At 44.5% G+C, this 15,173-nt stretch carries 11 protein-coding genes; 2 read left to right on the top strand and 9 right to left on the bottom strand.

What is annotated here, in order from left to right; genetic code table 11:
- Positions 1-87: 87 nt before the first annotated feature.
- The gene (locus tag H8B06_RS10455; protein ID WP_190994237.1) at positions 88-306 is read right to left on the bottom strand and encodes a hypothetical protein; all 219 of its coding nucleotides are present in this window, start codon (positions 304-306) and stop codon (positions 88-90) included.
- Between the two features lie 109 nt (positions 307-415).
- On the opposite strand from H8B06_RS10455, the gene H8B06_RS20820 reads away from it, so the two are divergent.
- Positions 416-544, top strand: coding sequence for a hypothetical protein (locus H8B06_RS20820; protein ID WP_262891602.1), 129 nt, complete (start codon positions 416-418; stop codon positions 542-544).
- A 555-nt stretch (positions 545-1,099) separates the two neighbouring features.
- Positions 1,100-2,236 (top strand): pectate lyase, encoded by a 1,137-nt coding sequence (pelA, locus tag H8B06_RS10460; RefSeq protein WP_190994238.1) that lies wholly within the window; start codon positions 1,100-1,102, stop codon positions 2,234-2,236.
- Positions 2,237-2,285: 49 nt separating this feature from the next.
- Here pelA and H8B06_RS10465 read toward each other — a convergent pair whose 3' ends face one another.
- From H8B06_RS10465 to H8B06_RS10500, 8 genes are all read right to left on the bottom strand, one after another.
- On the bottom strand, positions 2,286-3,821 hold the full coding sequence (locus tag H8B06_RS10465; RefSeq protein ID WP_223857612.1) for a pectate lyase family protein: 1,536 nt from the start codon (positions 3,819-3,821) through the stop codon (positions 2,286-2,288).
- Positions 3,822-3,932: 111 nt separating this feature from the next.
- Positions 3,933-4,874 carry an alpha/beta hydrolase gene (locus tag H8B06_RS10470; protein ID WP_190994239.1) on the bottom strand — a complete coding sequence of 314 codons (942 nt, stop codon included), beginning with the start codon at positions 4,872-4,874 and terminating at the stop codon, positions 3,933-3,935.
- 5 nt (positions 4,875-4,879) lie between these two features.
- A complete protein-coding gene (locus H8B06_RS10475) occupies positions 4,880-6,040 on the bottom strand; it encodes a glycoside hydrolase family 88/105 protein (RefSeq protein ID WP_190994240.1) in 1,161 nt (386 codons plus the stop codon).
- A gap of 151 nt (positions 6,041-6,191) precedes the next feature.
- Positions 6,192-6,638 (bottom strand): PA2169 family four-helix-bundle protein, encoded by a 447-nt coding sequence (locus tag H8B06_RS10480; protein ID WP_190994241.1) that lies wholly within the window; start codon positions 6,636-6,638, stop codon positions 6,192-6,194.
- Between the two features lie 94 nt (positions 6,639-6,732).
- The gene (locus tag H8B06_RS10485; protein ID WP_223857613.1) at positions 6,733-8,217 is read right to left on the bottom strand and encodes a pectate lyase family protein; all 1,485 of its coding nucleotides are present in this window, start codon (positions 8,215-8,217) and stop codon (positions 6,733-6,735) included.
- A gap of 118 nt (positions 8,218-8,335) precedes the next feature.
- Positions 8,336-9,883: a DUF4957 domain-containing protein gene (locus tag H8B06_RS10490; protein ID WP_190994242.1), complete on the bottom strand. Its 1,548-nt coding sequence runs from the start codon at positions 9,881-9,883 to the stop codon at positions 8,336-8,338.
- A gap of 19 nt (positions 9,884-9,902) precedes the next feature.
- Positions 9,903-11,708, bottom strand: coding sequence for a RagB/SusD family nutrient uptake outer membrane protein (locus H8B06_RS10495; RefSeq protein ID WP_190994243.1), 1,806 nt, complete (start codon positions 11,706-11,708; stop codon positions 9,903-9,905).
- Positions 11,709-11,718: 10 nt separating this feature from the next.
- Positions 11,719-14,895, bottom strand: a complete 3,177-nt coding sequence (locus tag H8B06_RS10500) for a SusC/RagA family TonB-linked outer membrane protein (protein WP_190994244.1) — start codon at positions 14,893-14,895, stop codon at positions 11,719-11,721.
- Positions 14,896-15,173 lie beyond the last annotated feature (278 nt).

Here is a 15,173-nt window from a genome sequence, read left to right on the forward strand (position 1 = left end):
AAAAATTACATCGAAATGCTGTATGAAAGAATCATTGTGTAACTTTGCTTTAGCAAAAAATAGAATAACAGTAAATATTATCAAGAACTAACCGATAAAGCTGTCAAGTTTTTTTAGGAAGGTACAGCGGAAATGTGTAGAGTCAGCTATACCTATCACTGACCCTAACGGAAATGTAACGTCGGCGGACGGAAGTATCGTGACGTTGGGCGGAAGTGTTACGTCGTCGTCCGCCGACACCACTTCGTTGCCCTTCTTGATGAAACTTCCGGCCATCTTGTTCGCATCGGTGTACGGGATGATCATTCCGGTGCCCAACATGTATATGTTGCCGTATGTCCTGAACATTTCGGTGCACAGAAGTTGCTTCCCCGCGTACGGCGACATTCGCAAGAAGCACAAAAGTATTCTATCGATGCATGGAAGAATAGCTTCCCTGCACACGGGAACAAGCGGGAAGACCATCTTTATCACTTCCCCGGACGGATTGGTCACATTTCGGTGCGACAACATTGTGCCGTTGTCCGACGAACCGTTCGAGTAGTCCGACGACATGACATCGGCGTATGGAGAAACGGCAAAAAGGTGATTCACCGTGTCTTTGTACATGTACATGTGAATGCCTGCACGGTACATTTCTGTTTTGTACAAGAACAAAGCCAGCATGTCACGTGAGTTATGGACCGTGTTCCGTGACTTTGCGGTCAACTACAAGGACATCGTCGTTCACGCACGTGACATCTTTGACAAGTACCGTGCAGTCATCGACCATTCAAAGGACATCGTCGCTATGTCAGGCAACAAGTACGTTTTGACACGGAACAAAGCCGACAACTACAGTGACTTAATGATTAGGTCACTGTACATAGCCGATAAGTAAACGCACAACGACACGATGTACATGCACAACGGTACGATGTACATGTACAAAATGCGGATTTTATCGTTTACCATTGACGCTAACATATAAAAATAACGGCACATTGTCACGGTAATATTACTGAAAATGAGGCTATTTCGTCAATTATCCGTAGCTGTAAGGAAAAAATAAATTGATCAAATTCGTAACTTTACTGTATATAAACCTAGCTATATACTTATGATTAGAAACTACTTTTGTATACTGGTTACGTTATTGGCATCGGCAATCGTCACGGGCCAAGACCGGCACAATCCTACCACTCAAAATTACCTCAGAATGAGATGGACAACGGTTGCGACCGGAATGCCGTCAGCCTGGTATAACACCGATGAAGCTAAGCGGGTCGCAGAAAACGTATTGGTCAGTCAAAAGGATATCGGTGGCTGGGTAAAAAACCAACCCTATCACCATGTCTTTTCCGACTCCCTTAGAACTTATTATAAAAGTACTAAAAACGATGTCGGAGGTACGTTTGATAACGGTTCTACCATCAGTGAGTTAAGATTTTTGGCCAAAGTATATACGCATTTTAAAGACGAAAGGTACAAAGAAGCCTTTAATAAAGGGTTGAATTACATTTTTTCGGCCCAATACGATAATGGCGGTTGGCCTCAGTTCTATCCCATCAGAGATGCTGGAGAGGAGATACGTACGGACAGAACCGTACCTTATTCCATGCATATCACCTATAACGATAACGCCATGGTGAACATCATGAACTTTCTCAAAGATATCTATGCTGATGTTCCGGAATTTGTCCCCCTAAAAATTGCCCCGAATACAAAAGACAAAGCACGCAAAGCGTTCGATAAGGGTGTAGAGTGCATGCTTAAAACACAGATCAGCGTCAATTCTAAACCGACGGTATGGTGTGCACAGCATCATTACAAAACACTTGCTCCGGTGAAAGCCCGGTCTTACGAGCTGGAGTCTTTTAGCGGATCAGAGTCCGTGGGTATTGTCGCGTTGCTTATGGATATAGATCATCCTTCTCCAGCCGTTATCGCCGCAATCGACGGTGCGTGCACTTGGTTCGAGCAGAATAAGATTGAAGGAATACGCGTGGAACGGCAGATGGATTCGCATGGCAACCGTAATACCGTTGTAGTCGCCGACAGGGAGGCACCGCCGATATGGGCCCGATTCTACGATTTGGAAACCGCTAAGCCCTATTTTTGTGATCGCGACGGTATAAAGAAGTATGCGCTGGACGAAATTGGAGCGGAGCGCCGCAATGGCTACAGTTGGTATACGAATGCGCCGCAACGCGTGCTCGACGCGCAGTCTGAATGGCAGAAAAAATTGCCAGAATGATATGGATGATACCTGTTCCTAGAGCCATCACCCTACTGGCTTTTTAACGTTAATTTTTTATCGTGGTTTGTTTTTGAGGATTTTCATTGTTTTGTTTCTGTGTAATCTCTTCTACTAAACTGTTCAGATACACTTCTAGGTTTGTATATCCAGTTTTGCTCCATGTTACGGTATTGCCGTCGGAGGCATCATTCGGATTCAATTGGTTTGAATTTTCCCACCAATCGGGCATACCATCGCCGTCGGAATCTTTCAGAAACTCGGGGTCAACACGACTGTCGCTCAAATCGGGCCACGCGCTTGCTGCACCTGAAGGCTTGATATCATCGGGAACGTCTATGAGTCCGGGATAATTTTTAGCATCTGAAGAAATGCTACCGAAGTAAGTCGCTGTTCCGTTTTTCGTTTCTTCAACGATTCGTGTATCAATGATGTCGCGCTGTTTTGAACATCCTGCATGTTGCAAAACTAAATGATACGCTTCCTGAGCCGTATGGGTGGTAACAACCTCCGTTTCCAACGGTTTGGAAAGGCGCATCTCTTTTTTCACCTGTTCCGTAAACGTGTTATCATTTTTATTGTCAATCTGTTCGTAGATCCCTTTTGGCCAATTATTTCTTGTTGTTTCCTTATCCCCTTCCACCACATTTCCGTCTACATAAAAACGCCCCCAAACATGTTCCATAGGTTTCCATCCGTTGGGTTGACCGTTTTTTCCGGTCACATATTCGGAAGTACGGACGCCGATAGCAGCAATACGGTAGCGGACACGACTGTTCTTCGGCGTTGCAGGACCGGGCTTGTAATAATTGTTTACAATGTTCACGTGCATTCCTTCCCCACCGTAACATCCGGCTCCCGCCCAGTTATAAAACACGTTGTTGCGCATATCCACATATTCGCGTTCCTGCGTCGAAACATGAGGGCCCAAACGCGGCATGCGGCTTTCGTGATGCGCCATTAGATTATGATGAAAGGAAGACCGGTGTCCGCCGACAATGGCTCCATAACCATGTTTTCCCTTAGCATGTCCGGCTGTACGAAGGCTTTCCGAAATCAGGCACCATTGTACCGTTACGTTTTCGCCGCCGTAGAAAGTACAGGTTTCATCAACCGACCAGCTGATGGAACAATGGTCGATGATGATATTTCGGTTTTTTGAACCTCCTAATCCGTCCGGCTCGCCATCCCCTTCATTACCCACGCGAAAACGCATGTAACGAATAATTACATTATCTGCGTTAACGGATACCGGATAGCGCGCAATGCAGATCCCCTGCCCGGGCGCAGTTTGTCCGGCAATGGTCAAGTTGCCGTCAACGATAGGCAACCGGCTGTTCAGGAAAATAGTTCCGGCCACATCAAATACCACCGTACGCGTGCCCTTCTGAGAGACCGCATGGCGGAATGTACCCGGCTCGTCGCCATCTTCCAGTGTGGTTACATGATATACTTTCCCCCCACGTCCACCGGTAGCGTAGCGTCCAAAACCCTCGGCTCCCGGAAAAGCCAGAATCTTATACTGTGCAGATCCGGAAAGAGCAAAAAAAACAGACAGTAGGAAAATAAAAGACACCTTTATCATAAATAGATTTTTTAACAAAGATAGGATTGCAAAGAAAAGGCAAGTACCAAAAATTGATAAAAGAATACTAAAAATTGATAAAGTAGGGTGACCTCAACATGATTTTACGTCTTATTCAAAGATCCCATCCAAAAAAGTGATCGTATAATCCATCATCGGTTGAAACCAAGGCTCAAAAAACCAATAAGGATGAGGCGTGTCGGGAAATTCTCGTACCTCCCAATAGATACCATACTGATCGAGCTTTTTGATCATATCGTCTCGTCCCGCATGAAATCTTGGAATGGAGCTATTCAAAAATATAATCGGTGTCGAATTTCTGGAAACGTGGTTTAAAGGGGCCGCCGATTCCCAGTTTGTTGGATTCTGCTCGTAGGTGCCATCCAACCAATTGGATGCGGCCTTGCCTTCCGACGACTCCGGGTGCCGGAACGCCAACGTTCCGTCAATATTCACAACAGCTTGGACATCGGATAGCTGCTCGGCATTTCCTCTCCCCTGTCCCTCAAAGTCAGGATTTTTATTCGTGACACCCAATAGGCTAGCCAATTGTCCACCGGCCGACGTTCCCAAACTGGCTATGCGTTCCGTATCCAACTGGATTTTATCCGCATTGGCGCGCATCCATCGGATAGCCGATTTGAGATCGTATACCGCCTCCGGATATTTGGCTTCTAAAGACAAGCGATATTCTACCGCAACGGCAACATATCCTTTAGCAGCTAACGCGTTGCCAATAGTATGCATTTGGGATTTATCGCCCGACTGCCACCCTCCTCCATGGATCAGCAGTACACCCGGATAGCGCTTCGAGGTATCTCCTTCGGGATAAAATACATCTAAAAACAACGGTCTATCCCCGACCCTATCATATTCTTGATCTAAATACGATGCAACCTGATTTTTAACCTCCGCAATACGGATATAAGGTCTGTATTTCCGTTCCTTCAGGTATGTGCCATGCAAAGTGAAGGAAGTGTCTCTGGGAATTGGCGTTTGAGCGTATCCCGACACTACCGTGCCGATTAAAAGCAATAGGATGAATATTTTCATATTCTCTACCTATCTAATAAAACACTTGTCATGATGAAGGGTCCTATGGCCTTCGGGTCATTATCTCGGATCGGCTCGGAAATATAATATTCAAAACTTCCGTCTCTATAATTCTTTTCGCCTCCCAATCCTGCTACGGAACAACAATCGGTGATAGATAGGGAACCATCTGCTTCCGTCTTCACAAACCGTTTTAGATACTGGTCATAAGCTTGTTCCCCTTTCTTCAAATAACGTTTGTCCAAATAGCCTTTTTGGGCGCCTTTGATCCACGTATAAATAAACATAATCGATCCCGTCGATTCCAGATAATTCCCTTCCCTATCTCCTAAGTTGGTGACTTGGTACCACATGCCTGTTTCGGGATCCCTATATTTTTCAATCGAAGCTGACAGTTCTTGTAGGATATCTATGATTGCTGGCCGATCTTTATGATCTTCGGGTAAAAAATCTAAAACATCAACAATGGCCATCATATACCAGCCTATGCTGCGTGACCAAAAGTTTGGGGAAAGCCCGGTTTTGGGGTCTGCCCAACGCTGCTGTTTGCTTTCATCCCATCCATGGAAATACAAGCCGGTTTGCGGGTCGTACAAATACTTCCGGACGTCTATAATCTGCAAAGCAACATCATCAAATAGCGCTGTTTCGTTATTTTCTTGTGCATATTGCGCGAGAAATGGTCCCGCCATATATAGTCCATCCAACCATACTTGATGTGGATAAACTTTCTTGTGCCAAAAGCTTCCATCCTTTGTGCGGGGATGGGTGCGCATCTGTTCGCGTTGCAGATCCAGAGCTATTTTAAACCGTTCCTCTTTGGTTTTTGTCAAAATCGGGAAGAGAATTTTGCCGGTATTGACGCGGTCTATGTTATATTCCAACGGTTTATATGTCTTGATCGTTCCGTCAGCATTCACCATCGTGTCTGCGTAATCATACACATAATCATAATATTTTGCATTGCCCGTCTTATCATAAACTTGTAATATAGACTGCATCACCAGGCCGTGGCAATAGTTCCATTTCAACGTTTTTGAAAAATCAAGCATCCACGCCTCTGGATTACGTTTCATGTCAGAATCGGCCATCTGAACATAGTTTTTTTGCCCAAAAGTTTGTATGGTGAGAAAAACAGAAAATAGCAATATGGTTAACTTCTTCATCTAAACGAGGTTTATATTTATATTCGGTTTATTAACGCTTTTACAACAATAAGTATTTGATAAGTAAATACATAGAAAATGGCATAAAAAAACAGTGCAAACGTTGCCGGCAACGTTTGCACTGTTTTTCATCATTTATTCTTAATAAGAACTAGCTAGCGCTATCGCGTAAAGCTTTAATCTTATCGTGAGAGACGCGAATCTGTGCTGCTTGGTCGAGGATAGTTTCTAACGCCTGCCCGCTGACCTCCCCGCTATCCATTACCTTCTTATAGGCAGCTTTAATAGCATCCTCGCCGCGTTCTGCTTCTTCCAGAATACTCTTCCGATCTTTACCACCGAATAGGGCTTTCACATCGATCCAAGCGCGATGGATAGCTCCTGCTACGCTTTCGTCATCCTCATCTACTTCTGCCCCGTGTTGTTCCGCTAGTGCCGTAAGTTCCTGAGAAAAACGCTCACTTTCTGCTGCCGCTGCTGTAAAAATGACCTGAAGATCTGCATTTATAGGCTCCAAATCTTCTAGTGCTTTTCTAAATCCTAACGTACGGTCGTTATTGATCTCTATTAAATTTTTTAAGTGCTTTATCTCTTTCATAACATTTTTGTTTTGTGACTATATGATATGAACGCTTTAACAGGATAATAGTTTCTGAAAATACGTGTTGCATTTTTTTGACAAGAAATTGATGCTAATACAACCCTTCTACCAGACTATTGAAATACATCTCGATATTATCGTACACCTGGCTTAAATCTCTCCCGTTCGCATTGGGTGTATTCGGATCCAGTTTATTGGCAGTTTCCCACACATCGGGCATACCATCTCCATCGGTATCCACTAAAGGTGTCGTTTGTACCAAAGTTGGCCAGCCGCCGACATCCGTTTGAGAGTCAATAATACCCGGAAAACCCGTTTTTGACCCGTTATACGTCACGGTTCCGTTTCTCACCTCACTCACAACACGTAAATCTACTGCATCACGTTTATAGGACGCGCCTGCTTTTTCCAACACCTGTTCAAAAGCTTGTTCTGCTGTATGCTGTACGTTCAGCTGCTCAAAAGGAAACGGTGTCGTTCTCTGTGCTTGTGCAGCGGAGATACCAGCATCAAAATCGACTCCACCAGCCCAATTATTCAGGGTAACACCGCCATTACCGAATACATAATTGCCCTCAATAAAGAATACACCATGTCCCGGGCTGTAGCTCGCGTCCTTTTCTTTGGATACCTGCATAATGCGTTTGTTCTTGCTCGACGGCGTCGCCGGCCCTGCTTTGTAATAATTATTCACCAGGTTATACTCTCCGTTCTCCCCTCCGTAGGCCGAGTTATCACGCCAATTGTAGATTACATTATTTCGGTAATCAACTTTGTCGGCCCCTACCGGGCTTAATCCTCCTGTACCCGGGCGGTTCCCGCCGTCAAAGCGCGGGTTTCGGCTATTATGGTGGGCGAGCAGATTATGATGGAAAGAAGCTTGATGACCACCCCATATTCCACCGTAACCATGATCGTCTTTCTCGTGAAACGATTTGTTTAAGCTTTCTGCCAAGATACACCACTGCATTGTAAAATCCTTATTGGCATAGAAAGAGGAGCATTCGTCAATAGACCAGCTCATGGAACAGTGATCGATGACAATATTTTTCTGATAGCGTCCCCACAGCGCATCCTGTTCATTCTGGGTCAAATCTCCCATCCGGAAACGTAAAAATCGGAGGATAACATTGTCTGCGGTAATGGCCATCTCATGGTCTTGGATACAAATCCCGTCGCCGGGAGCGGTCTGTCCGGCAATAGTGATATCACCGTTTTTGATTTGCAAACGGCTTTTCAATTTGATATTGCCCGATACCTCGAACACAATAATCCGTTTACCTGATTGATTTATCGCATCACGTAAACTGCCAACACCGGCATCGTTGAGATTGGTCACTTTGATAACTTTGCCGCCGCGCCCACCGGTTGTCATCTTGCCATACCCCTCCGCACCAGGAAAAGCCACAACTGGCTCTATCTGTTCCGGCGGCGGGGTTTCTTCCTCTTCTTTTGTTATTACTGGTTCTTCCACTTCGAGTGTATCTTTTCCACAACTTGAAGTTGCCCACAGTAGACATATTCCAATCCAAGGAAATACGATGTCTTTTATTCGAAGGGCTATATTGTTTCTCATCTGTATACTATTATAGTTTATCCCAACCGTCTATTTCTGTTGGTGAGATGATCAGATTGATGTATATTTTAAAAGAGCCGCATCAATCGGTGATGCGGCTCTCTCAATCTTCTATCGGTTAACGCCATCTAGCAGCGCCGATTCCGTTTAGTTTCAAATCTAGGTTATTGACTGTGAAGTCGCCTTGTTCTGGATTTGTAAACTCAGGGTTTAGTGACGTATAATTTCCAGTATCGTTTTTAGCGTTTGACACTGAACTTGCTGTGAAATTCGGTGCATTATGGTAATTATTGCCCGAAAGTTCCGTAATATTGGTCGCACTTTGATTTGCATAGTAACCTTCACTCGCAACGATCAAATTCTTTGTGAATGATATACTGTTATTCGCCAGCCGGATATACAGGTATCTTTTCCCATTATTATTAATCGTGTTGTAGAAGGTGTTTTGGGTAATCGTAATTTTACTTTCCACGGAACCAAAGTTGTCGGAACCACCAGCGTCCATCCGGAACAAATCGCGTGCAGCTGCACTATTATAAACGGTATTATCCACAAAGATAAATTCGTCGGCAATACCTTTTCGGAAATCTATAAAATCCCCCTCATTGCACTCAATATCATGAATGAGGTTATTTGTAAACGTAACAGATGGTATCCTCGCCTTTTTATTTACATAAAATATGCCTTTCACATACTTTTTCACTTCACAATTCTGCATCAAGAAAGCACCATATGGGCTGTCAAGATCTTCATTGTAAACGACAGTCTGATCCGATCCTCCTCCTGTGCCATCGAGAGATAAGTCTCGAAGCGTTAACGCCGCATTTTTCGTAACACGGAAGATAGCGCCTTGAATAACCGGCTTTTTGTGCGGCTTATATCCCCGAACGGATATGTTTTTATTGATCTCTATCTTGTCATTGATTACATACGTACCTGGCTCTATGGCGAATACCGATCCATCGGCTGCAGCAGCGATCATTGCCGCAAGATTGTCACCTGCAGCGACTTTAGTTACGCCCTCTCCGCCGAGTAGCGTCGTAAAATTAAGTTCGCCTCGTCGTTTGTTGCCGTTCATCAGTGTGGCCGTGTAGGTCACATCACTTGATAATCCGGTAATCGTGGTCGCTCCGGCAGCAACATCTGCAGATGTTACCACATGTTCGATGTCTCCTGGCATCAGTACCACACTAGTGGCTACCTCGCCAGCTGGCCAGTTAAGGGTAGCCGACTCTTCGGTTAGTGTTTCTGGATCAAATTCCGTAAAAATTTGCTCTATCCCCGTTTCGAAGGTTGTGGTAATCCACTTGGAGTTTTTCAGATCCTCTCCCACTGCCCCGACGCGTACACTGAAAATTGTTTCTCCGAAAAGCCCCTCAATCGTATAGGGAAGCTCGTCAAATGTCACTCCTTCAATCGATTTGGTCGCTGTACCAGAAAACTCAGGATTATCAAATATTTCAATAACGTAGGAGTCAGCATTACTTACGCGTCTCCAATTCAACCGAACATTTGTACGATTTACTACCTGAGCAGTCAACTCCGTTGGCGACAATGCCTGATCGAGGTTCAACTCTGTTATTTCCTCCAAAAGGTTTTCGCTACAAGATGAAAAGCTCAGCCCCACAATCATTGCGGAAAACCATATTATATATTTACATTTCATGATTTCAACGTCTTAAAGGTTAATTTAAATGATCGTTATTCAATAAGCCGTTGGAGTTTTCAATAAAAAACTGCCATATCGGCCAATATTGCTGCTTGTTCGGATCTTTACCGGGATAAACCAATGCGTCCCATAAGGTATTTGCATCACTGCTACCCACCATCGTCCATGTTTTGCTCTCTGCATAATTCAATGCAGCGCCCGCGGCATCTGTATCACCAAAATTCAACCCATAAATGGTAATGGTTTCGTCATCTTCATTGGTTTGGTAATAAATTTTCTCAGGAAGGTTCGCATATTTTCCTGTCCGGTTTTCCAGTTGCTCCAGTTTTTCTTTAGCTTCCGCCAGTTTGGTACCGAGTAAGTTCCAACGGATGAGATCTCCTTTACGCAACATCTCTCCTGTAAACTCTAGAGCTCGTTGGTCTACAATAGCATTAAAGAATGCTGTTTTCGACGCTGTTGCTTCTGCCAATAGGCTTTCTGCTTTTGCGGCATTTGTTGGAAACGCCCGATTCAGTATCATTTCCAAATAAGGCGCTGCAGCTTGTGGTCCATCTAGTTCGTTAATAGCCTCTGCTGCCATCAGCACTACATCCGCATAACGCATATACATCCAGTTTAAACCGTCGTCATTGGTAGAGGTAACACGTCGCCCCATCCATTCGTATCGATACTTACCAAAATATAAACGTCCTAATGAAGAAGGTACCTGAAATGCCCCGGCATCGGCCACATCACCTGCACGATCCCACTCATAAGGAACAATGGATACGAAACGTCGCGCATCGTCCTCATCAAATTCGTACAGCATAATTGGATTTGGTCCTACGGTACCTCCACGGTTTTGTCCAGTATATTGACTCGTCTTTAAATGTCTGACACCTAAATCAAAAATGACACGGCCCCTTCCTTCACTAAAAGGAATTTCCCACATCGACTCGCCACCCGCGGCTAGATTTTCTTGATTAAAACGACGGAAGACTTCCTCAAATCCCAATAATCGCTGTGTGTTACTATTAATAATATCTAAACATTCCTGTTTGACAATCGCATACATTTTTTCTTTGGAAAGGTCTGGATCTTGACTCAACCGAACGGTGCCATCCAACCGCTGTGCATATCCCCCTGCGGCTAATGCGAGACGAGCACGTAACCCCTTGGCAAATGCCTTACTTGCATGTTCCACAGAAGATGTTTTAGAAGATTCGTTAGGCCAAGGCAATAAGTTCGCCGCTTCATCTAAGTCCGCCAACAGCTGTTTATAGATTGTATCCCGATCTGCCCGCGGCAAATACGTTGTCTCGGTGTTAATAGGTTCAAAACGTGCCGGCACATCGCCCCAGCCCTTAATCAAATCGCTATATAGCACAGCCCGGAGCACCAGCACCTCACCTAATACCTGTGCCATTTGTGCATCTGTCTCCACATTTCCGTAGGTCCGCAAGCCACGTATTGCCATATTTGCCCGCTCGATACCTTCATAGAACTTGGCATAGGCATTATTGTCCGTGTTCATCTGTCCATTATCAAAAGTGGTATTATAATTTCCCAACCTGGACTTATCGTCGTCTATGGCTTTCAGGGAATTATGAATTTCCACATCGGTATTTGTACCATAATAAACCAAATAACGCCCACGATAGGAGTTCGTCTCACCAAAGGATTGGAGTATTCCCGGAATAACACCTTCCGCCAAGCTCGGTGACGAAAAAATAACCGATTCATCTAGGGAAGATTTTGTCGGTGCTTCCAATATATCTTTACAAGCTGACACCGATAAAACCGTTGCTGCTAGTACTGCTATGTTTATAATTCGCTTCATCTCTTTCAAATTAAAAATTCACATTCAAACCAAACACAAAGGATCTGCTTTTCGGATATGCCGAATAATCCACACCGGGTGTAAGCTGTGTTCTCCGCCGTGTTGAAACTTCAGGGTCAAAGCCACTATAATTGGTAAACAATAAAAGGTTGTAGCCTGATGCATATATCCGCAGATTCTGCATTTTTAGTTTCGAAGAAATAGCTTGGGGTAGCGTGTAGCCTATGGTTGCAGTCGAAAGCCGTAAAAACGAACCATCTTCCACCGCCCAGTCGGTAAAGGTGAATGAGCGTGTATAAGGCGACCACATGGTGGTATTCGCATTCATCGCTTCCAGTTCTGCGGGATCGTTACTGATCGTACCATCCGGACGGAGGTTCGTCCAACGCGATCCGCTTGCTACTTCACCAATCATATTACGAGAGTTGTATTGACTGGTTGATGTATACTCAATCTTATTGGCATTATAGATGTCATTACCATAACTCCAAGTAAAATACGTCGCCAGATCAAAGTTGTAGATACGGGACGTGATTGAAAAACCACCAGTATGGAGTGCGTTTGCATTTCCAATGATAGTCCTATCCGCGACGCTGATTTTTCCATCGCCATCTACATCTTTTATTTTCATAGAACCCGGACGAATCAAACCAATTAGCTCTCTTCCATCGGTTACGCCTTCTTTTAAAACCCATTGATTGGAAGTTGCATCATAGCCTTCAAAATCAGACACCTCATAGCGTCCCCCGCTTTGATAACCGTACATCTGCCCAATCGGCGCGCCAACTTCTACCATATAATCCGTCCCAATAGCCGTGGACGCCCATCCAGATGTACCTGGAATATTTTCAATCGAACCCAAGCTTAATACCTTATTGCGGTTAAAGGCAATATTTGCATTCACCGATAGATCGAAATTAGTTTTCCGAACGATCCCACCATTCAACGTAAACTCAAGCCCCTTGTTTTGGGTATCGCCCAAATTACGGTATTGTATATCGTAACCTGTTCCCGCTACCGGAAAGGCGATTAACAAGTCCTTCGTTTTGTTAAGATACGCATCGATCGTTCCGCTCAAACGACCATTCCATAAGGTAAAGTCTAAACCGATATTTCGGGTCACGGTTGTTTCCCATTTCAGATCGGGGTTTGCCATCGTTTTCGAAGCCGCCCAGTAGTTATCGTAATCATTTACCCAGTTCGTTGTCGAGTTATTAAACGTTTGCACGAGTAAACCAGATGGAATACGGTTATTTCCTGCGGTTCCGTAACTGGCGCGAAGTTTCATGTCCGTCAACCAGGTTTTAGCTTCGGACAGGAATTCCTCGTCGGATAGACGCCAAGCACCAGATACAGAAGGGAAATAGCCCCAACGATTTTGCGAGGAGAATTTCGACGAACCGTCTGCACGGAAAGTTGCACTCAACAAGTATTTCCCTCTGAAATCATAGTTCGCACGACCAAAGAAAGATAACAGCTTATCATCGGGAGCAAAGTTGTTATCTACCGAATTCGGAACGCCTTGCGTTGTCAATTTCCGCGCATCGTCAAAAGAGAAAGATTCGGGAAAATTATGGATCGCGTTCGTCAACACCTGATTTTCGGTAAATAAATACTCTTGCCCGACCATTACATTTAACTTATGGTCTTCGCCTATCATATCGTCCAAGGTATAGGTTGCCGTATTCGTATTCCGCCATCCATTGCGGTTTGTGTTGGCCAATATCAACGCAGGCTTATCCTGATAGTCTGCCGCCGGAACGTTGCGCACATAATAGGTCGTTCCGCCATAAAACCGATCTTGATCGTTCCGATAATTATCATAACCAAACTCGGAGCGTAAACGGAGGTTTGGCAATACCTGATAGGAGAGAGCTGCATTTAAGTTAACCGTTTTCCGGCGGTAATATTGATCGTTGTCGGAAATGGATACAATCGGACTGTATAGATTAAAGTCGTCGTCTGTTTCGGTCGTTGTTGTTAGACCTGCTACCGGAAACGGTGGATATAACATCGCGTACTTCAATCGGGAATCGGCCGAAGAGACTTCGTTCTGCTCGTTCATCCCGCCACCGTTAACCTGTGTATCTGAATAACGTGCGCCAATATCCAAGGTTAAACCATCATACAACTTATGATTCAGTTTAAAATTGGCATTGTGCCGCTGGAAGTCCGACATCTGCATAATCGCCCGGTCTTTTACAAAGCTATGGCTCACGCTAAACCGAGTCTTTTCTCCGCCACCACTAAGGTTTAGATTCTGATTATAGGTCGTTCCCGTTCTTCCAAATATAATCTCCTGCCAATCATTCGGCTCGACATCCGCATAAAGGTCGATATCCTGATAGTTTCCAAAATATTGGGTGTAGCTTTCAGGTTTATTAGCCAAAAGTGAATGTTCATATTGCCAGGTAACATAATCTAGCGGAGACAACACATCAAGTTTGTTGGCCAAATTCCGCGAACCGGTAAACGCATTGAAGCTGATCGCAGTTTTGCCCGTTTTGCCACCTTTGGTAGTAACGAGAATAACGCCGTTTGCCCCCCGAGCACCATATATTGCTGTGGAGGAAGCGTCTTTTAGAATGTCGATCGACTCGATATCCTGCGGTGCAATATCTGCAATAGAGCTAACGGGGAAACCATCGACAATATACAACGGCGAGTTGTCTTGTGTGATCGAGCCTCCGCCACGCACCCGGACGGTCAGTTCTGCATCCGGAGATCCCTCTGTTGTATTGATGTTCAAGCCAGCGACGCGCCCTTGGATAGCTTCTAAAGCCGAGGAAACAGGAGCTGCTGTAATCGTTTTCGCATCTACGGAGGCGACCGCTCCAGTCAAATCCTTTCGCCTTACGGCACCATAACCGATAACGACTACTTCATCTAAGCCCGCGGCATCGGCTTGCATCGTAACGGAAATCTTGGTATTTCCTTGAATAGCCTGTTCCTGCTCCAAATACCCTATAGAGGTAAATACGAGTACATTAGTTGCAGACGGAACGGCGATCGTATAATAGCCGTTTGCGTCTGTACTTGTTTGTTGATTCATGCCTTTCACTTTTACCGTTACTCCTGGCATCGGTTTTCTGTCTTCGTCATACACCGTACCGGTAATATTACGCTCCTGTGCAAAAGCAGCGTTAACGAAGAAAAGCATCAGCATTAAAGCTTTAAATATCCTCATGATAATGAATTAATAAATGATTAAATTGGTTGCATAAATTATAAGAACGATAATCTCTCTTAGATTATAATACTTTGCGTTTTTATGGATTTTAAACAGATTCAATTGGTCTAAACATGAGTCTAACTTATGTTTATATCTTGTTAGCGTTAATATCCTATTACAATTATAATGTAATACAGTTAGTAAAAGGCAATAAATAGAAAGAAAAACCACGCAAACGTTGCCGGCAACGTTTGCAGGACAGTGCAGGACAGCTGTTCGTCACAATTTTTTGT

Source organism: Sphingobacterium micropteri (assembly GCF_014692515.1).
In the GTDB taxonomy this organism is placed as follows: Bacteria; Bacteroidota; Bacteroidia; order Sphingobacteriales; family Sphingobacteriaceae; genus Sphingobacterium; species Sphingobacterium micropteri.